Origin of the sequence: Kibdelosporangium philippinense, from assembly GCF_021390435.2 — a bacterium.
In the GTDB taxonomy this organism is placed as follows: Bacteria; Actinomycetota; Actinomycetes; order Mycobacteriales; family Pseudonocardiaceae; genus Kibdelosporangium; species Kibdelosporangium philippinense.
The window spans coordinates 1,010,827-1,029,716 of record NZ_JAJVCN010000003.1; the positions used below are offsets into that span (position 1 = coordinate 1,010,827).

General features: G+C 65.2%; 16 protein-coding genes. 6 read left to right on the forward strand and 10 right to left on the reverse strand.

Annotation, left to right across the window (positions count from 1 at the left end; all coding sequences use genetic code 11):
• Nucleotides 1-31 precede the first annotated feature (31 nt).
• The 3 genes from LWC34_RS36635 to LWC34_RS36645 form a co-directional block, all read right to left on the reverse strand.
• Complete coding sequence (locus LWC34_RS36635; protein ID WP_233729818.1) at nt 32-475, reverse strand: alpha/beta hydrolase; 444 nt, start codon at nt 473-475, stop codon at nt 32-34.
• Nucleotides 469-1,971 carry an alpha/beta hydrolase gene (locus LWC34_RS36640; RefSeq protein ID WP_233729819.1) on the reverse strand — a complete coding sequence of 501 codons (1,503 nt, stop codon included), beginning with the start codon at nt 1,969-1,971 and terminating at the stop codon, nt 469-471. Before LWC34_RS36640 ends, LWC34_RS36635 begins: the two co-directional genes overlap by 7 nt.
• A 103-nt stretch (nt 1,972-2,074) precedes the next feature.
• On the reverse strand, nt 2,075-3,631 hold the full coding sequence (locus LWC34_RS36645) for an alpha/beta hydrolase (protein ID WP_233730954.1): 1,557 nt from the start codon (nt 3,629-3,631) through the stop codon (nt 2,075-2,077).
• A gap of 143 nt (nt 3,632-3,774) precedes the next feature.
• On the opposite strand from LWC34_RS36645, the gene secA2 reads away from it, so the two are divergent.
• Nucleotides 3,775-6,117, forward strand: a complete 2,343-nt coding sequence (secA2, locus tag LWC34_RS36650) for an accessory Sec system translocase SecA2 (RefSeq protein ID WP_233729820.1) — start codon at nt 3,775-3,777, stop codon at nt 6,115-6,117.
• Here secA2 and LWC34_RS36655 read toward each other — a convergent pair.
• Nucleotides 6,114-6,722, reverse strand: coding sequence for a nucleotidyl cyclase domain-containing protein (locus LWC34_RS36655; protein ID WP_233729821.1), 609 nt, complete (start codon nt 6,720-6,722; stop codon nt 6,114-6,116). The two genes, secA2 and LWC34_RS36655, sit on opposite strands and share 4 nt — an antisense overlap.
• Nucleotides 6,723-7,002: 280 nt before the next feature.
• On the opposite strand from LWC34_RS36655, the gene LWC34_RS36660 reads away from it, so the two are divergent.
• The 3 genes from LWC34_RS36660 to LWC34_RS36670 all read left to right on the forward strand — a co-directional run bounded on the left by LWC34_RS36660 (nt 7,003) and on the right by LWC34_RS36670 (nt 10,474).
• Nucleotides 7,003-7,854, forward strand: a complete 852-nt coding sequence (locus LWC34_RS36660) for a helix-turn-helix domain-containing protein (RefSeq protein ID WP_233729822.1) — start codon at nt 7,003-7,005, stop codon at nt 7,852-7,854.
• Nucleotides 7,855-7,885: 31 nt separating this feature from the next.
• Nucleotides 7,886-8,620: a 2OG-Fe dioxygenase family protein gene (locus LWC34_RS36665; RefSeq protein WP_233729823.1), complete on the forward strand. Its 735-nt coding sequence runs from the start codon at nt 7,886-7,888 to the stop codon at nt 8,618-8,620.
• A gap of 135 nt (nt 8,621-8,755) precedes the next feature.
• Entirely contained in the window at nt 8,756-10,474 is a 1,719-nt protein-coding gene (locus LWC34_RS36670; RefSeq protein ID WP_233729824.1) for an NAD+ synthase, read from the forward strand.
• On the opposite strand, the gene LWC34_RS36675 is transcribed toward LWC34_RS36670, so the two are convergent.
• The 5 genes from LWC34_RS36675 to lysX form a co-directional block, all read right to left on the reverse strand.
• Entirely contained in the window at nt 10,471-11,172 is a 702-nt protein-coding gene (locus tag LWC34_RS36675) for a WXG100-like domain-containing protein (RefSeq protein WP_233729825.1), read from the reverse strand. The two genes, LWC34_RS36670 and LWC34_RS36675, sit on opposite strands and share 4 nt — an antisense overlap.
• Entirely contained in the window at nt 11,165-11,470 is a 306-nt protein-coding gene (locus tag LWC34_RS36680) for a type VII secretion target (RefSeq protein ID WP_233729826.1), read from the reverse strand. The genes LWC34_RS36675 and LWC34_RS36680 overlap by 8 nt, the downstream gene beginning before the upstream one ends.
• The gene (locus tag LWC34_RS36685; protein ID WP_233729827.1) at nt 11,467-11,850 is read right to left on the reverse strand and encodes a YbaB/EbfC family nucleoid-associated protein; all 384 of its coding nucleotides are present in this window, start codon (nt 11,848-11,850) and stop codon (nt 11,467-11,469) included. The genes LWC34_RS36680 and LWC34_RS36685 overlap by 4 nt, the downstream gene beginning before the upstream one ends.
• A 72-nt stretch (nt 11,851-11,922) precedes the next feature.
• Nucleotides 11,923-12,864 carry a glycoside hydrolase family 6 protein gene (locus LWC34_RS36690; RefSeq protein WP_233729828.1) on the reverse strand — a complete coding sequence of 314 codons (942 nt, stop codon included), beginning with the start codon at nt 12,862-12,864 and terminating at the stop codon, nt 11,923-11,925.
• A gap of 76 nt (nt 12,865-12,940) precedes the next feature.
• On the reverse strand, nt 12,941-16,177 hold the full coding sequence (lysX, locus tag LWC34_RS36695; RefSeq protein WP_233729829.1) for a bifunctional lysylphosphatidylglycerol synthetase/lysine--tRNA ligase LysX: 3,237 nt from the start codon (nt 16,175-16,177) through the stop codon (nt 12,941-12,943).
• A 145-nt stretch (nt 16,178-16,322) separates the two neighbouring features.
• Between lysX and panB the strand changes: the two genes are divergently transcribed.
• Nucleotides 16,323-17,171, forward strand: a complete 849-nt coding sequence (panB, locus tag LWC34_RS36700) for a 3-methyl-2-oxobutanoate hydroxymethyltransferase (protein WP_233729830.1) — start codon at nt 16,323-16,325, stop codon at nt 17,169-17,171.
• Between the two features lie 67 nt (nt 17,172-17,238).
• A complete protein-coding gene (gene pip / locus LWC34_RS36705) occupies nt 17,239-18,198 on the forward strand; it encodes a prolyl aminopeptidase (protein ID WP_233729831.1) in 960 nt (319 codons plus the stop codon).
• Here pip and LWC34_RS36710 read toward each other — a convergent pair.
• A complete protein-coding gene (locus LWC34_RS36710) occupies nt 18,151-18,864 on the reverse strand; it encodes a helical backbone metal receptor (protein ID WP_284051842.1) in 714 nt (237 codons plus the stop codon). The genes pip and LWC34_RS36710 overlap by 48 nt on opposite strands.
• Between the last annotated feature and the right edge of the window lie 26 nt (nt 18,865-18,890).

Here is an 18,890-nt window from a genome sequence, read left to right on the forward strand (position 1 = left end):
CCGACCACCGCCTTCGGCCCTGGATGAAGACTCAGATGCACTTCATGCCTTCCGCTGGGAGTTTCAGTTCGATGAGGTATGCCGCGACCGCACTGTCACCGAACACCGCCATATGGCGTTTCGCCTTGACAGGCAACAGGGTCCCGCCGAGCGCCCTGGCCGGGTTCATACCCGACTCATCGGGAGCGGCGGGGTTGTTGGTCGCGGCAACAACCAAAACTTTGGCCAGCCCGGAGACATCTGACAGGTGTGACGTACGGGTATTGGGCACCGGCCAGAACGCGCATTGGTCCAGCGCCGCAAGGAAACCAGCGTTGAAGGTGTCGTTCAGCGCGCTGCGCGGCACGCTCTCGTCGTCGGAAAGGCAACGCACGGCAGGATTGCTGGATCCGGCACCAAGCGGGTCGAAGCCGATCCGGTCAGCGGTCCGTGTGAGCACCGCGGCCGCCGCCAGTGCCCGTCCAGGGCTCAGCACTTCGTGCCTTCCGCTGGGAGTTTGAGGTCGATCAGGTATTCCGCGCCAACCTCGTTGGCACAGCCGTTCTCGCCGAGGAACGCGGTGTGGCTGTTGGCTTCGACCGTCAGCAGGCTCGCGTTGAGCGCTTTCGCCAGTTTCACGCCGGACTCGTACGGCGTGGCCGGGTCGCCGGTCGACGAGACGACCATGACCTTGGGCAGGCCAGGCGTTTTGGGCTCATGCGGCTGGCTCGTGTTCGGCACCGGCCAGAACGCGCATTCGTCCAGCGCCGCGATGAAGTCCGAGTCGTCGTTGAGTGAGCTTTTCGGTACGCCGTCACGGATCCGGCGCATCTGGTCCTCGACCACCGCGCGGTCCTTCACCGGCGGGTCGTCGACACAGTGCACCGCGGTGAACGCGTCGTGGATGTTCGTGTACTTCCCGTCCGGGCCGCGGCCGAGGTAGAGGTCGGCGAACTGGCCGAGCATGGCGCCGTCGCCCGTGACCAGATTGTTGATTCCCTCTTCGAGCAGGTCCCACAGTTCTTCGCTGTAGAGCCCTTGCGCCACCGCGGTCACAGCGTCCGAATAGGACAGTTTACGGCTGCCGGTTGCCTTGACCGGCGTGGTCTTCAGCGGTTCGAGCAGCGCGTCGAGCTTGGCCTCGGCCTGTGCGGCGTCCCCGCCGAGCGGGCACACCTCCTTCTCGACGCACGCGGCGGCAAAGGAGTCGAAGGCCTTCTTGAATCCGTTCTGCTGCCCGATCACGCTCGCCACCCGGTCGGCGTTCGGGTCGACCGCGCCGTCGAGCACCATCGCGCGAACGTTGCCAGGGAAGGCTTCCGCGTACGCCGTGCCGATCCTGGTGCCGTAGGAGAAGCCGAGGTAGTTCAGTTTCTGCTCGCCAAGCGCGGAGCGCAGGACGTCCATGTCCTTGGCAACGTCACGCGTGCCGATGTTGGCAAGCACCTCGGCGCCGGTGTTGGCGACGCACTTGTCGGCGAATTCCTTGCTTTCCTGCTCTGTCTTGGCGACCGCGTCCGGCCCGGTGATCGGCGGCTCGAGCCGGTCGGCGTCCTTTTCCGCATCGGAAAGGCATTTCACGGCCGGTTCACTCGATCCGATGCCGCGTGGGTCGAAGCCGACGAGGTCGAACCGGGCAGACAGCGGATCATCCCAGCTCTCACGGGCGATCGACGCCGCCGCGGACATCCCGGACTGGCCGGGCCCACCCGGGTTGATCACCAGCGCGCCAATCCGGTCCGTCGCGCTGGTCGCTTGCTTGCGCAGCAACCCGATGCTGATCTCACGGCCGTCTGGTGTCGCGTAGTCGAGTGGCACGCTGAGCGAAGCGCACTGCAAGTTCTTGCCGTTGTACAGCACCTTGCTCATCGCGTCCGTGGCGAACTCCGCACAAGCGCCCCAGCTCAGCGGCTGTCCGTAGAACTCGTCCAGCCCGGCTGGCACCGGTCCGACCGGGCCGAGCGCCTTGACCGCGACGGGTGTTCCGGGCATGACTGAAGTGCAGGCGGTCAACGCGAGAAGTACGGTTACCCCAAGCGCTCCGATTCCCCGGGCACGGCGCACATTTCCAAGATCGTCGGTTAACGGCATTGTGTTACGCACACCTGATTCCCTGAGGTGGAACGGTCAAATCGACGAGGTAAGCACTACCGGCGTTGTCAACGCAGCTGTTTCCCTGCAGGAAAGCCGTGTGCTGAGTGGCCTCGTAGGTCAGCAGTGCGCCGCCAAGCGCCTTCGAAAGGTTCACACCCGCCTGGTACGGCGTGGCCGGGTCACCCGTTGTCGACACGACCAAAATCGCTGGCAGGCCTTGAACATTGGGCAGATGCGGCTCGGAAGTGCTGGGCACGGGCCAGAAAGCGCAGGCGTCCAGCGCCGGGCTGGCCGGGCGACCGTCGTCGAGGAACGGCGCGGCCTGCTTGTAGCGCTGCTGCGCCTCAAGCACCAAGGCGTGATCGGTGACGCGCGTGTCGTCCACACAACGCACCGCCGTGAACGCGTCCTGGGTGGTTGAGTAACGGCCGCTTTGGTCGCGTTGGAAATAGCTGTCGGCGAGCGCCATCAATACCTGCGGCCGTTGCCGTCGCAAGTCCGCGAGGCCTTTGTTCAGCGTCTCCCACAATTCTTCGGCGTAGAGCGCCCGAATGACGCCCGTGGTCGCGTCCGAGTAGGAAAGCTTGCGGCCATCCTGGCCAAGATCCGCCGGGCGGTCGATCAGCGGCCGGATCAGGTTCAGGTAGTTCCGCAGCACCAGCGCGGGGTCCTGGCCGAGTGCGCAGTCCTGGCGCCGTACACACCACTGGGTGAACGCGTTGAACGCCTGCTGGAAACCCTCGCCCTGGGCGACGAGCTCCTCGACGACGCCCTGTTCGGGGTCCAGCGCGCCGTCGAGCACCATCGCGCGCACGTTCTTCGGGAAGGTCTCCGCGTAGGTCGTGCCGAGCCGCGTGCCATACGAGAAGCCGAGGTATGTCAGCTTCTCGTCACCCAGCACCGAACGCAGTACGTCCATGTCCTTGACCACGTCACGCGTGCCCATGCTGGCCAGCAGCGCGGCGCCGTCCCCGGTCCGCTGCACGCATTTGGTGGCGAAGTCCTTCTGCTCGGCCTCGACCTTCGCGACTCCCTGCGGGGTCGAGTCCAGCTCGTCGTCATCCGCGCGTTCGGCGTCCCGCTCCTGGTCGGTCAGGCACCGGATCGACGGCTCGCTCGACCCGACTCCGCGCGGGTCGAATCCGACGAAGTCGAAACGTTTGCCCAGCTCAGATCCCTTGGCCTTGGCGGCCATCCGGACGGCCGTGCCCAGCCCGGACGCACCTGGCCCGCCTGGATTGAGCACGAGCGAGCCCATCCGGCGGCCCTGGTCGGTCGCCGGAATCCGCAGCAAGCCCAGCGTGATCGTCGACCCGGCCGGATTGGCGTAGTCCAGGGGAACCAGCAGCCGGGCGCATCTTGCGTTCGGGTCCTTGAACGTGGCCCGGTCGTCGTCAGTCCGGGCAAATGGGGCGCAATCACCCCAAACCAGCGACTGGCCGTAGAAGCGCTCCAATCCGGCGGGTACCGTCCCCGTCGGCCCCCGTTTTTCCGTGGAGGACGGGACGACGGGCGCTCCGGTGGACGATGTGCAGGCCGCAGCCGATGCGACCAGCATGAATGCGAGGGAGAATCGCCACGTACGGCCACTCGGTGTCACGCCTCGATACTGCCATTGGGGCAAACACTGGGCCGGGCGGAACTCGGAGCGAACACCGTCGCGTTAAGGCTGTGGTTGCCCTGTGATGCTGGAGGTGCCTGGTGGCGATGCTCGCCAAGGTCAAGGGCCGGTTGCGCCGGCTGCTGGAACGGCCTGCTTCGGTCGAGCTGACCAAGTACGAAGCGCTGCTGCCCAAAATCGCTGACCGCGAGGACAAGATCGCCTCGCTCAGCGACGAGGAGCTGACCGAGAAGGTCGGCAAGCTGCGCGGTTCGGAACGGGAACTCGCTGATGACGAGCTTGTCGAGTACTGCGCGTTGGCCCGCGAGGCGGCCAAGCGGGCGTTGAACGAGCGCCCGTACGACGTGCAGCTGCTTGGTGTCATGGGCATGCTCGCCGGGCATGTCGTGCAGATGGCGACCGGTGAGGGCAAGACGCTCGCCGGTGCGCTGACCGCGGCTGGGTTCGCCGTGCGAGGCAAGCGCGTGCACGTCATCTCGGTCAACGACTACCTCGCGAAACGTGACGCGGAGTGGATGCGGCCGGTGTATGAACTGCTCGGCGTCTCGGTCGGATACGTGGGTGAGAAGGTGTCGACCGAGCACCGGCGCGGCGCCTACGAGTCCGAGGTCTGCTACGGCTCGGTCAGCGAGATCGGCTTCGACCTGCTGCGCGACCGGCTGGTCACCAGCGCGGACGACCAGGTCCAGACGCCACACCCGGCCGCCGTCGCGCTGGTCGACGAGGCCGACTCGGTGCTCGTCGACGAAGCCAAGGTCCCGCTGGTCATGGCGGGCACGGCCGAGGGCGTCGAGCGTGACGCCGACATGGCCGAGGTCGTACGCAGGCTGCGCGCGGGCGTGCACTACGAGGAGGACGAGGACGGCCGCAACGCGTGGCTGACACCGTCCGGCGCCAAGGCCGTCGAGAAGGCGCTCGGTGGCGTCGACTTGTACGCCGAGGACAGCCCCTACCTCGCTGCCGTGAACGTGGCGCTGCACGCGCACGCGTTGCTCGAACGCGACGTCGACTACATCGTGCGGGACAACAAGGTCCAGCTGATCAACACCGCCCGCGGCCGGATCGCGGCGCTGCAGCGCTGGCCAGACGGCCTGCAGGCGGCCGTCGAGGCCAAGGAAGCGGTCGCGGCGACCGAGAGCGGCGAAGTTCTCGACTCGATCACCGTGCAGGCCCTGATCGCCCGCTACCCCAAGGTCGCGGGCATGACCGGCACCGCCGTCGCGGTCGCCGAACAGCTGCGTGAGTTCTACAAGCTTGAGGTCGCGGTCATCGCGCCGAACAAGCCGTGCGTCCGCGAAGACGAGCTGACCAGGCTCTTCACCACGGATGACGCCAAGGAAGACGCGCTGATCAACGAGATCGTCAAGACCCACGAGACCGGCCGTCCGATCCTGGTCGGCACGCTGGACGTGGCCGAGTCCGAGCGCGTGGCAAAGCGGCTCGGCGAGAACGACCTCGAATGCGTGGTGCTGAACGCGAAGAACGACGCCGAAGAAGCCGCGATCGTGGCCGAAGCGGGCGCGTTCAACGCCATCACGGTCTCCACCCAGATGGCCGGTCGCGGCACCGACATCCGTCTCGGCGGACACGACGAAGCCGACCACGACAAGGTGGCTGAGCTTGGCGGCCTGTACGTCATCGGCACCGGCCACTATCCGTCGTCCCGCCTGGACGACCAGCTCCGCGGCCGTGCGGGCCGCCAGGGCGACCCCGGCGGCTCGGTGTTCTTCTCCAGCATGGAGGACGAGCAGCTCACCCAGTACGCCCCCGAGGTCCAGCTGCACGTGTTGAAGGAGCCGCCCGGTGAGGACGGCCTGATCAAGGACAAGACCGCGCGCGCTTTCGTGGCGCACGCGCAGCGCGTGGCCGAAGGCGTCGAGCTGGAGATCCACCGCAACACCTGGCGCTACACCAGGCTGATCGAGCAGCAGCGCGACATCATCATGGAACACCGCGACAAGATCCTGCACAGCGATGTCGCGGACAAGCTCTTCGAGAAGCACGCGCCCGAGCGGCACGCCGAGCTGGTCGAGGAACTGGGCGCGGACCTGGTTGCCGAGGCCGCGCGGCAGATCCTGCTGTACCACTTGGACCGCCGCTGGGTCGATCACCTCGGCTACACCGCGGATGTGCGCGAGACCGTGCACCTGCGGGCGCTGGCCAAGGAGACGCCGATCGACGAGTTCCACCGGGCCGTCGTGCCCGAGTTCAACAAGATCGTGCCCGAGGCGCACGACACGGCCGTTGACTCGTTCGACACCGTGAAGATCGGTGCCAACGGCGCTGAACTGGAAGAGGCCGGGTTGAAGCGGCCGACCTCGACCTGGACCTACATGGTCTACGACAACCCGTGGGACTCGGATGCCGAGCAGGCGCTGAAGAAGGTCCGCGCGCACGTGAAGAAGGTCAAGGCAGAACGCTAGTCGGACGTTGTGACCGGCTCCGCGGCGCACGGAGCCGGTCCGCACACCCATCCGACACACATCTGGCCAGCGACAGCGACGTAGACACCCCGTACGAAGGCCTGCGGGTCGATCCCGTCGTACCCGTGCCGGACCACCGCTCGATGGATGTCCTCGGACACAACCAGCATCAACGGTGCCTTGCTGCGGCGGAACCGCTGTTTGAACTCGACCGAGTCGAGCAGACGGAACGCGATATCCAGCGATTCCCCGAAACATCCGCGCATGTCGTAGTGCACCTCGCCGGCGTGCAGAACCACACGCAGGCGCAGTGAGTGCCCTCGCTCGCACAACAATGTTTCCAGGGTGGGAATGACCTGGGTCAGCAACAACGTCTTGGGAACGTGATCAACCGGGTGGATCAGGACCAGGATGCCGTCCCCGCGATCGATGAACGGGTCGCGCCATTCCTCCCGGATACCGCTTTTGATCAGGCATTCCTCGATCAACGAATACAACGCACAGCGGAGCGCGGCCTTGGCGGCGTTGGTCCGCGCGGTCGAGCCTTCGACGTCAACGAGCAGAATGACGCGATGGTGTGGTGGCGTCGCCTGTAGCGCTGTCATGGATGGTGTCCCCCAATGTGGTGGTTACACCCGCGCCTGCAAGTATGCCTCTTGGGCATCCCATCGTGCAATTCCCAAAATGACAGCTTGCGAAGCTAGATCGCGGTACGCGCGTACTGCCACTTTCCGCATTATTACCGAATGGTGTGACCAAGACAGGCTATCCTTCGCATGCCTGTCATGCGTAAGATCTGCCGCCGTGGGAATCCCACAGTGAGGTTCCCATCAACACGCGTTCATGATCGGCGGGATGTGCATGGCAGGCACGTCAGGACCCTTGATGCCGCGCAAGCAACTCGGGGCCGAGCTGCGCGTGCTGCGCGAACGCAAGGGCGTCACCCTTGACGACATCGCGAAGGAACTGATCATCTCGACGTCGAAGCTGTCCAGGCTGGAAAACGCGCAGGGCCGCCCGCAGGCCCGCGACGTCAGAGATCTCATTCGATATTTCGATATCGAGAACACCGATCAGGCAGATCGGTTCATGCGATGGACGAGGGCCGCGAACAAACGGGCGTGGTGGGATGACTACACGGAGGCACTGGAAGGCGATCTGGATACGTATCTCGCCACCGAATCCGAGGCGTCAATCGTGCGCGTCTACACGATTCCTATTCTCCCAGTTCTCCTGCAAACTCTGGAATACACGCGCGCGTTGTTCAAGCGATCCGAGCCGTGGCGCAGCGCGAGCGATATCGAACAGTTGCTCGAAGTCCGGTCCCGGCGAAGACAGGCACTCGAGAGCCGCCCGGAACTGGCGCCACTCCAGCTCATCGCGGTCGCTCACGAGTCATGTATCCGACAGATGGTTGGCAGTGCCGAGATCATGTGCACTCAGCTCGACTATCTCGTCGAGCGGTCCGCGAAGGAGAACATCGAGCTGCGGATCCTCCCGTTCTCGGTGACACCACCACGAACAAGTACGTGCATGTACGCGTATTTCGAGTTCGACGAGTACGACCGGGACATCGTCGGCGTCGAGACCCACGCCGGATTCCGCTATTTCGAGACGCCAGACCAACAGGTCGCCCGATATCGGCGTTTCTACGACGATCTACACCGCTCCTCACTCACCCCCGAGGAATCGGTGCGGCTCATCCAGTCAGTCAGGAACGACTTCTCCGCCGCCTGATTCAGCCCATTCATTCCCAGGAGCTCCGACCTTGACCGAGACCATCACTCCCGCATGGCGTTCGCCTGCCGATCTCAACCTGGCGTGGAAGCACATGAGGACCGCCGGATACTTCCTTGGCAGCGACGACACGCTCGGCCTACGGCCGGGTTTCCGGCAACGGCTGCACCAGAACTACTTCACCGAGGCGGTGTTGCGCAACTATCCGGACGACAGCCCGGCCGACCGGGAACGCGCTCGTGACGTCCTTCGATACCGCTGGTCCAGCGAGGACAAGGTCGAACTGAGCCGGCACGACGCGATCGGTCTCGGCACCGGGAACGGGCGAAAAGGCCCGACGGAGGTCGCCAGGGCAGAGCTGTCGGCCGATGCGGAGGTCACCGCGTGGACCGCCGGAATCCTGTCGTGCGTACCACCGGAGAAACGACTCGAAGAAGGAACGTTCGGCGTCAATCTGTTCCGGACGAGGACGCAGGTCGTCAGCGGCCCGCACCAGGATCACGAGCAGTTCATCGTGGTGTACGTCGTGGCGAAGACCGGCACGGGCGCCGAGACGAGCCTGCACACTGTCGACGACGAAGCCGACGTGGTGGTGCGGACGGTGCTTCGGCCAGGTGAGTTCGTCATCTTCGACGACAGCCGGTTCAAGCACAGCGCCAGCCCGTTGATCGACCCACCAGACGGCAAGGCGATGCGGGACGTTCTCGTGTGCACGGTCAACTACCCGGGGACGTACCCGATCGAGGCGTCCCAACTGGAACGTTAACTCTCGTTTGTCCTGGTAACCCCTTAAGAGTGACACTCGCAAGGGGCTTCCCCGCATGGCAGCATGGCTGGATCTGCGATGATCCGTGCGCCACATTTCCGCCTCTGAGGCGAAAACATGCGAGAGGATGACCACATGCCTCAATTGCGCATCGCCACCGCTCAGGTCAACACCCGGGTCGGGGACCTGACCGGCAACGCCGACCTGATCGTCGAGTGGACACGCAAGGCAGCTGAGCAAGGCGCACATCTCGTGGTGTTCCCCGAGATGGCACTGACCGGCTACCCCGTCGAAGACCTTGCCCTGCGTGAATCCTTCACCGCGGCCTCGAAGCGAACCCTGGCCGAGCTGGCCGGTCGCCTCGCTGACGCGGGCTGCGGCTCGCAGGCGGTCTACGTCGGCTACCAGGACGCGGACGAAGTCGGCCCGCGCAACGCGGCGGCGGTCCTCTACGAAGGCAAGATCGTCGCGACGCAGTTCAAGCACCACCTGCCGAACTACGGCGTATTCGACGAGCGCAGGTACTACAAACCTGGGCACACCCTGGACATCATCCAGCTGCACGGCGTCGAAATCGGCATGGTCATCTGCGAGGACCTCTGGCAGGACGGCGGCCCGATCACCGCGTTGGGTCAAGCGGGCGTCGACCTTGTCATCTCACCCAACGCCTCTCCTTACGAGAAGAACAAGGACGACCAACGTCTCCCCTTGGTCGCCCGCCGGGCGGCGGAGGCTGGCGCGCCGCTGGTGTATCTGAACTTGATCGGCGGCCAGGACGAGCTGGTGTTCGACGGCGACTCCATCGTGGTGTCGGCTGAGGGCCAGGTTTTGACCCGCGCGCCTCAGTTCGTCGAGCACCTGACGGTTCTGGACATGTCGTTCCCGGGTGGTTCTGCCCGGGCCGAAGGGCAGTTTGGCGGATTCACCGTCCGCCGGGTCTCGCTTTCTGATTCGCCGGTGCCTGCTTACGAGCCTTTGCCGTTGCCGCCAGTGGCCGAGCCGCTGCCGGAAGAGGCCGAAGTGTGGTTCGCGCTGGTGACTGGCTTGCGGGACTACGTGCACAAGAACGGCTTCCGCTCGGTGACCTTCGGGATGTCCGGCGGCATCGACTCCGCGGTCGTGGCGGCTCTGGCCGCCGATGCTCTTGGCGGCGCTTCGGTTTACGGCATCTCGATGCCTTCGGCTTACTCGTCCTCGCACTCCAAGGACGACGCGGCCGACTTGGCCCGCCGGATCGGCGCGCATTACTCGGTGCAGCCGATCGGCGCGATGGTCGACGCATTCGTGTCCCAGTTGGGTCTGACCGGGTTGGCCGAGGAGAACGTGCAGGCGCGGTGCCGTGGCGTGACCTTGATGGGTCTGTCCAACCAGCACGGTCACCTGGTCCTGGCCACCGGCAACAAGACCGAGCTGGCCGTCGGGTACTCCACGATCTACGGCGACGCTGTCGGCGGGTTCGCGCCGATCAAGGACGTGCCGAAGACCTTGGTGTGGCAGTTGGCCCGGTGGCGCAACGCGGAGGCCGAGAAGCTTGGCGAGGTCCCGCCGATCCCGGAGAACTCGATCAGCAAACCACCGTCGGCGGAGTTGCGGCCCGGCCAGCTCGACTCGGACTCGTTGCCGGACTACGAACTGCTCGACGACATCCTCGACGACTACGTCGAAGGCGACAAAGGCTACGCGGACCTGTTGGCCCAGGGCTTCTCGGCCGAGGTGATCGACAAGGTCCTTCGAATGGTCGATTTGGCGGAGTACAAGCGCCGCCAGTACCCGCCAGGCACGAAGATCAGCGTCAAAGGCTTCGGCCGGGATCGACGGCTGCCGATCACCAACGGCTGGCGCGAAGGCCACTAGCCCACTCGTGAGTGGTTATCCGGGTTAGAACACGGATAACCACTCACGACAAATGTCAGCTGGGGCTGCTGCTGAACACCGGCGAAGTCGTCCCACAGCCGCTGAATCGCGCCAAGCAGAGTGATCAAGTCGCCGATGGGCTTGGCGGCGTTGGCCACGCTTGTCTGCGCCTGTTTCTCGATGTTCGCGACGGGCTTGGCGAACGTGTTCACCAGATCCCCGGCGTGCGCCAGCACGATCGCGGTCATCCCGCCTTCAACCGCCATCAGGTGCCGGACCAGGGAAATCAGCCGTTGCACCATTTCGCTGATGAGGTCGTTGGCGGATGATCGGCTTTGGCCGACCACTTCCGCGGTCAACTGGACGACAGCGGCGGTTTCCTTCGCAGCGGCGGCGAATTCGGCCAGTGAACGGACGAAACTGTCCGCGCGCAGCCGATACTGGTCCGCGGCCGCACCACGCCAGCCCGCGGTTTCGGTTGTCACCGCCTGCCTGAGCTGCCCTTGGACCTGGGTGATTCGCTGCGACACCGACACCCAGGCGTCAAGGAACGCGTGTACGCCGGAAGCGTTGCCTTCCATCCTGTCCAGCACCGCTTGCAGTGGTGCGACCAAGCCGATCAATTGCCCGAGTCCCGCCGCGGACAACGCGTCGGCCGGGCGCATTCGGGCCGACAGCGCGCTGATGTTGTCAGACATCGATGCCTCCGAAGGCTGCTCCGGTCTCCTTCTCACGCTGTGCCACCATTCCCGCGCTTTCCCGCACGCCGCCCGATGTCGCGTTCATCGCCCGGACGCCAGACGAAAGCGCCTGATTCCCCACTGCCACCAACTGATCCAGCAACGCCGTGAACGGCTGACCCACCACACCCAACGCGTCAGCGGGCAAGCGGGTCTTGGCGGAAGTGGTCGCGGCCTGTATTTCGTCGGCCAACGTCGTCAGGACGCGGGCATGCGCGGTCAGGGCGTCGACGACGACTTCGTATCCCTCGCTCATGACGACCCTCCGATGTCCTCAAGGACCGGACGCTCGTCCCAGTCGTCCTTGTCCACGCGCGCCACAGGAGCAAAGCGTTCCTTGGCGGAAGCGAGCACCAGATGCATGTTCGGGTCTTGTGGCCCAACGGTTTCGAGCATCGCCGTACGCATCAGGTCGGGGATTCTTGCTTGCGCGTCACGGATGCAGGCCACGATCTGCGCGGCGAGCGTGTCGGAGGGCAGGCGCAGATCTGTCAGCACGCCGGAGGCGGACACCGTTACCCGCACCGAGCCGTCTGGCGAGGTCGAGGTGACCAGGATCTGGCTGACTCGCTCGCTCATCTGGCGGTACGCGGCCGCGGTCGATTCAATCTGCCGTTCCCAGTCGGCACCAGGCACGAGCACCTCCCCTGGTTCTAGGAACACCAAGGTAAGTGACCCGTGCCTGGCGCGAACACGGCGAAATTACCGTCAGACGCCGTCGATCAACCGCGTCGCCAGATCCGGACTGAATGTCCCGGCCGGAATTCCCGCGCCGATACCGCATGGGCCGTCGGAATCACCCGGGATCTTCACCCACACAAGCAGTTCCGCTGGCCCGCCGATCTGCGCGGTCACCCCGATCTTACGGCCAGGCGGGTTGCACCAGTCACCGTTGGAACCGTTGCCGTTACGGCTGGTGTCGATCACGAAAGGCTTGGTGTAGCCGGGAAGTGCCGAACTGACAGCATTTCCGTACGCCGCGGTCTCGGGTGTCGTGATGTAGTTGGACACGTTGATCGACATGCCACGAACATTCCGGACGCCCGCGTTGTCCAAGCGCCTTGCCATGTCCGCCGCCGGGACCCAGTAGGCGTTTCCGGCGTCGAGGTAGGCCCACGTGTTGGTGCCCTTGTCCCGCAACTGTTCGGTCGCATACCTGATCATCGCGGTGCGCGTGGCGATCGCGTCGGCGGTCATGCAGTTGAAGTCTGCCAACGAATCCGGTTCGAGGATCACGATCGCGGGCCGGTTGCCGAGGCCGGACGCGAAGGCTGAGATCCAGGCGCGATACGCCTCCGGCGTTCCGGCGCCGCCGCCGGAGTGGCCGCCGCAGGCGTCCCGGCCGGGAATGTTGTACGCGACCAGCACAGGGAGTTTGTCCGCCGCGTCGGCCGCCGTGACAAAACTGCTGACGGCGGTCTGGACGTTGCCGCTCCAGGCACCGAACCATCTGGCCATTGGTTTGCTGGCAATGGATGCCTGGATACGGGCGGCTCGACCGTCCCATCCGTTGTTGCGGACCCAGATCGCTGGGTTGGAATCCGGATCGACGTAGACGCCGTTGGTCATCCCGATGGGATCCGCGGCCACGGCCACCTGGACCGGGGATAAGGCGAGCACAGCCACAAAAGTAAGCAGGGTTCTACGCACGGGCTGCTCCTCTCGTCAGTGAGGCGGGGTTCTGGGAGCGCTCCCAGACAAGGGATAGCAGCCGGGCGGGAAAAACTCAACGGGGTCGGGCGAAGGGAAAAAGGACCGTCTGGCGGATCGACGCGCCGGTCAGCATCATCAGCAGCCGGTCGACGCCGAGACCCATTCCACCAGTGGGCGGCATACCGTGTTCCAACGCGCGCAAGAAATCCTCATCCAGTTCCATGGCTTCGACATCACCGCTCGCCGCGCGCAGCGATTGCGCCTCCAGCCTGCGGCGTTGTTCGATCGGATCGGTCAACTCGGTGTACGCGGTACCGATCTCGCTGCCGAACGCGACGAGGTCCCAGCGCTCCGCGACTCGATGCTCGACCCGGTGTTGCCTGGTGAGCGGCGAGGTCTCGGTCGGGAAATCGGTGTAGAACGTCGGCGAGACAGTGTCCCCCTCAACGAGATACTCATAGGCTTTCTGGACAAGATGACCGTGGCCGAACTCGGCGTCGAGCACAATCCCCGATTTGGCAAGCAAAGTCCGTAGCTTTGGCACAGATGTGTCCGGCGTGATTTCCTCGCCGAGCACCTCGGACACCGCCCTGTGCACGCTGACAACCGGCCAATCACCGGAAATATCGAACTCCTTGCCGTCCCTGCGCACGATTTCCGAACCGTAGGCCGCCGTTGCCGCGTGCTGCACGAGTTTTTGCGTCAGCACGCGCATCGTGGAGTAGTCGGCGTACGCCTGATAGGCCTCGAGCATCGTGAACTCGGGATTGTGCGTGGCGTCGACGCCTTCGTTGCGAAAGTTGCGGTTGAGCTCGAAAACCCGTTCAACACCTGCGACACAGAGCCTTTTCAAATACAGCTCCGGCGCAATCCGCAAGTACATCCGCATGTCATAGGCATTGATATGTGTGACGAACGGCCGCGCGTTCGCGCCACCGTGCACGGTCTGCAGCATCGGCGTCTCGACTTCGAGGAATTCCTTGCTGTGCAACGTCTCCCGAAGTGCTCTGACCACAGTGGAACGCAGCTTGAGCATGGCCGTCGACTCGGGGTTGACCACGAGGTCGAGGTAACGCTGCCGCACCCGCGTCTCCGGGTCCAACAGCCCCTTCCTCTTGTCCGGCAACGGATGCAGGCACTTTGCCGTGATGGTCCATTCGTCAGCCCGGACGGACAGCTCGCCGCGCTTCGACGTGACCACTTCACCGCGCACGCCGACCTGATCGCCAAGGTCGACCAGCGCACGCCAGTCGTGCAGGGCCGGTCCGGTCAGCATGACCTGGAGTTCGCCGCTGAAGTCCTTGAGCCGGACGAAACACAGGCCGCCCAGGTCCCGGCTGGCGATCACCCGCCCGGCGATCCGCACGTACTCGCCGGTCTCATGGTCCGGCGCCAGGTCTGGAAACCGGTCGGCGACGGCCGAAAGTTTCGTGTCCCGGTCGAAAGCGGGCGGGTACGGGTCGTATCCGGCCTCGCGCAGCCGTTCCAGCTTCGCGATCCGGACCCGGACCTGCTCCGGCCGCCTGGCCTGCTTCGGTTTCGCGGTGGCCGCGCATTCCTCGATTTCCTTGGCACGATTGACGAATTCCTCGTCGACCGGTTCTGCGCGCAAGCCGATTCGGCGTTGCAGCGTCGGCACGAAACCTTCCAGCGCGCCCGCGACAATCCCGACCTTGGGCAGCAGCCGGGTCCGTGAATAGCAGAGGAAACGCGGTTCCCAGTCCGGGCCGTACTTCGCGTTGGACCGGTACAGCGATTCCAGCTGGAAGAACCGGGAGAACAGGCTCAGGATCGCGCGCCACGCCCGTAGCACCGGTCCGGCGCCGATCTTCTCGCCTTCTTCGAACACCGCGCGAAACATCGCGAAGTTCAGCGAGATCCGTTGCGCGCCAAGCTTTCCGCTCGCTTCGATGAGCGCGTTGAGCATGAACTCGTTGAGCCCGTTGCCGCCGTCGCGGTCCCGACGCATCAGGTCGAGTGAAAGTCCGCGCCTGCCCCAGGGAACGAACGACAACATGCCCCGCAACCGGCCTGCCAGGTCGTATGCCTCGACCATGACGCATCGGCCGTCGGTCGCGTCGCCGAGCCTGCCCAGCGCCATGGAGAATCCGCGCTCGGTTTGGGCGCCACGCCAATGGTGTGCCGCGCTGCGCAGGGTCGCCATTTCGCCTTCCGGGATTTCCGAATGGCGCCGGACTGTGCACGTATAGCCAGCGCGTTCGATCCGGTTCACGGCTTGCCGCACGGATCGCCGTTCTGGCCCGGAAAGCGTGAACGCGCGAACGTCCAAAATGGCCTCATCGCCGATTTCCAACGCCTTGAGGCCAGCTGAGGTGTAAACCCTGGCGCCTTGTTCGCTGGCGCCGAGCACGCCCGTCGCCCAGCCGTATCGGTGTGCCTCGGCACGCCACTCGTCGACGGCCTGGCGCCATGCCTCCGTGTCGCCAACCGGGTCACCGCTCGCGACGCTCACGCCACCCAGCACGCGATACGTCACCGCGGCACGGCCATTCGGTGCGAACACCACGCTTTTGTCGCGTCGCGTCGCGAAATAGCCGAGTGAATCGCGTTCGCCGTACTCCGCGAGCAGCTCCCTGACCTTGAGTTCCTCGTCCGGCGCCAGATGCCGCCTGCCGCGTACGCCACGGAAGAACACGTAAACCGCGATGATCGCGACCAGCGCACCCAGGCCGTCGAGCAACAATCCCAGCCAGTCGGGTCCGTGACCGACGCCGAGGTGACGCAGTTGCAGCAGCTCACCGGTGGCCTGGTTACCCGCCCAGAGCAGCTTCTCCCCCGCCTCGCGGAGCGTGCCCGGGAACGGCCCGGTCAGAAACCAGCCGCCGATCGTGACCGCGGCGAGGCCGCCGAACAGGATGACCAGGGACTTACGCAGCGCACCCGGCGCGACCTGGGCAGGGAACGCTGGCCGCAGCTTCAGCAGGATCAGGATGATGGCCAGCGCGATGACCTGGTTGGCGATCAGCCACGGCAGGACGTCCGACCAGCTCAGATCCTCATCCGGCTCGAACGTGAGCTGGAAGAGCAGGTCGGTCAGGATCGTCCCGACCTCGAACATGACCAGCACCCACAGTGCGGCCCGTTTGCGGCGACGCAGGGCCGCGCCGAGCACCAGCAGCACGACGAAGATGAAGAGGTTCTCGTCGACCGGCAGGCCGATCAGCCACGCGCCGATGTCGAGAAACCAGCGGACCTGGTTGTCCTCGTTCGCCAGCACGAGGAAAAGCGAGACGAACGCGCCGACCTGGACAATTGTCGCGACAATGCCTGCCGCTCTGCGCTGCCACACACCCCGATAATGGCCCCAACCGGCTGTGACTCTGCTCGCACCCTCCTGCGCCACGTCGTTCGGGGTGTCACCCTCGTACACGTAGAGCCCCAAGCCAACCCGGGGACCCGTACACGGGCCTCGAGGAAAGGGACGGTGGACGACGATGTCTTCTGAGCTCACAGCCCCATATGGATCGGGCGCCGCTCCGGTATCGCCGAGGCGCGTACGCATCCATCACCTGCAGGAGATGAAGGACCGCGGCGAACCGTGGCCCATGCTCACTGCGTACGACATGTACACGGCCGCTCTGTTCGACGAAGCCGGTATCCCGGTGCTTCTCGTCGGCGACTCTGCGTCCAACAACGTGTACGGCTATGAGACCTCATTGCCCGTGACTGTCGACGAACTCATTCCCTTGGTCCGCGCGGTGACGCGGTCGACCAAGCGCGCGCTTGTCGTGGCCGACCTGCCGTTTGGTTCGTACCAGGTCTCGCCGCAGCAGGCGCTTGAGACGGCCGTCCGGTTCATGAAGGAAGGCCGCGCGCACGCCGTGAAGCTGGAAGGCGGCGCCCATTTCGCGCCGCACGTCGCCGCGTTGACCGCGGCGGGCGTCCCCGTGATGGGACACATCGGCTTCACCCCGCAGAGTGAGCACAACCTCGGCGGTTACCGCGTGCAGGGCCGCGGCTCAGCGGGCGACCAGTTGGTCGCTGACGCGGTCGCGCTGCAAGAAGCAGGCGCGTTCTCGGTTGTGATGGAGATGGTTCCCGGCGAAGTCGCCAAACAGGTGACGCACGAGCTGGCGATTCCGACCATCGGCATCGGCGCGGGCCCGGACTGCGACGCCCAGGTCCTTGTCTGGCAAGACATGGCTGGCCTGCGTACGGGTAAGGCGCCACGGTTCGTGAAGCGCTACGCAGACATCGCGGGCATCCTCACCGGAGCCGCGCAGCAGTTCGCTGACGAGGTGCGGGGACGGGCATTCCCAGGCCCCGAGCACACCTTCCACTGATCAGACCTCGTGAGTGGTTATTCGGGTTAGAACACGGATAACCACTCACGAGGGTTAATGTGCGGATATGCGCGCGTTCTATCCACCGATCGAGCCGTACGACTCGGGCATGCTCGATGTCGGCGCCGGGCACCAGGTGTACTGGGAGGTCAGCGGCAATCCGGACGGGAAACCCGCTGTGGTGGTGCACGGCGGGCCGGGCAGTGGATCCAACCCGATTCAGCGGCGGCACTTCGATCCCGAGCTGTACCGGATCGTCCTTTTCGATCAGCGTGGGGCCGGGAAGAGCACGCCGCACGTGAGCTCGCCCGACCACGACCTGGCCACCAACACCACGTGGCATCTCGTCGCCGACATGGAAAAACTCCGTGAGCACCTCGGTATCGACCGGTGGCTGGTGCTCGGTGGATCGTGGGGCGCCACGCTCGCGCTGGCGTACGCGCAGACCCATCCTTCGCGGGTCAGCGAGATGGTGCTGCGTGGCGTGTTCATGCTTCGGCAGTCCGAATTGGACTGGTTGTACGGCGGTGGCGCGCGGAACATCTTCCCTGACGCGTGGGAGAAGTTCGTCGAGCTGGTCCCGGATGGCGCGGATGTCCTTGAGACGTACCAGAAACTGGTGTTCGGCGACGATCCGGAGATGCGCGTGAAGGCCGCGCTGGCGTGGAGCAACTGGGAAGGCGCGACCGTGTCGACCCAGCCCAACATCGTCACGCCCTATGGCGAGGAGGAGTTCGCCGTCGGCTTCGCCCGGATCGCGGTGCACTATTTCGTCAACAAGGGGTGGCTCGACGACGGCCAGTTGCTCAGGGATGTCGGCAAACTCAAGGACATTCCCGCGGTGATCGTCAACGGGCGCTACGACATCGTCACGCCGATCGTCTCCGCGTTCGAGCTGGGCCGGGCCTGGCCTAGTTGCGAGGGGTACGTGCTCAACGGCGCCGGTCACGCGATCGTCGACCCAGGGATCTCCGAGGAGCTACTCGCCGCGACCGACCGTTTCGCCGGGAAGACTCGTGCGGAGTGAGTGGTAGGCGTCCACAAGGGACGGACCACACCAGGTCAGGTACCGGCCGCTGACCAGGGCGTACCGCTTGCCAGGAAAGGCTTCTGGCCCGTCATCGGCGGTGAACAGGTACGGCTCGTCCGGCAGCACCACGAGGTCAGCGTCCTGTTTTTGCAGCTCGTAGAGCTTTGGGCGGGGATAGCGCTCTTCGTGCTCGGCGTAGGCGTTCGCGACGCCAAGGCGCAGCAGCACGTCGCCCGCGAACGTGTCCCGGCCGATCACGACCCAGGGGCGCCGCCAGACCGGGATGATCGCGGTCGAATGCACGGGCACGGACGTCGACCACAGGTTCTCGGCTTCGACCAGCCAGTCCGGCTCGGTCAGGCCGAGCCCTTGGGTCAGCAGCCTTCGGACCGACCCGAGTCCATCGGGGACGTTCACCGCCGCGGCCGTCACCCACACCGGGACACCGTTGGCACGCAACCGATCCACGTCCTCCGGGCGGTTCTCCTCCGCGTTGGCCACGACCAGGTCCGGTTCTACGTCGAGTACCGCGTCCACGTCTGGATACTTCGAGCCGCCGACGCGTGGCACGTCCAAATCGGCAGGGTGCGTGCAGTACTCGGTGGCGCCCGCGATCATGCCGGGCGCGGTGGTTTCGATCGCCTCGGTCAGTGACGGGACCAGGCTGACGACCCGCGCCGGGTTCGTGA

Bases quoted from the DNA above. Each gene is read 5' to 3' on its own strand.
- LWC34_RS36655 (WP_233729821.1), bottom strand. From the start codon at position 6,722: ATGACAGCGCTACAGGCGACGCCACCACACCATCGCGTCATTCTGCTC.
- panB (WP_233729830.1), top strand. From the start codon at position 16,323: ATGTCTTCTGAGCTCACAGCCCCATATGGATCGGGCGCCGCTCCGGTA.
- LWC34_RS36680 (WP_233729826.1), bottom strand. From the start codon at position 11,470: ATGAGCGAGGGATACGAAGTCGTCGTCGACGCCCTGACCGCGCATGCC.
- LWC34_RS36640 (WP_233729819.1), bottom strand. From the start codon at position 1,971: ATGCCCGGAACACCCGTCGCGGTCAAGGCGCTCGGCCCGGTCGGACCG.
- LWC34_RS36675 (WP_233729825.1), bottom strand. From the start codon at position 11,172: ATGTCTGACAACATCAGCGCGCTGTCGGCCCGAATGCGCCCGGCCGAC.
- LWC34_RS36645 (WP_233730954.1), bottom strand. From the start codon at position 3,631: ATGCTGGTCGCATCGGCTGCGGCCTGCACATCGTCCACCGGAGCGCCC.
- LWC34_RS36670 (WP_233729824.1), top strand. From the start codon at position 8,756: ATGCCTCAATTGCGCATCGCCACCGCTCAGGTCAACACCCGGGTCGGG.
- pip (WP_233729831.1), top strand. From the start codon at position 17,239: ATGCGCGCGTTCTATCCACCGATCGAGCCGTACGACTCGGGCATGCTC.
- LWC34_RS36660 (WP_233729822.1), top strand. From the start codon at position 7,003: ATGCCGCGCAAGCAACTCGGGGCCGAGCTGCGCGTGCTGCGCGAACGC.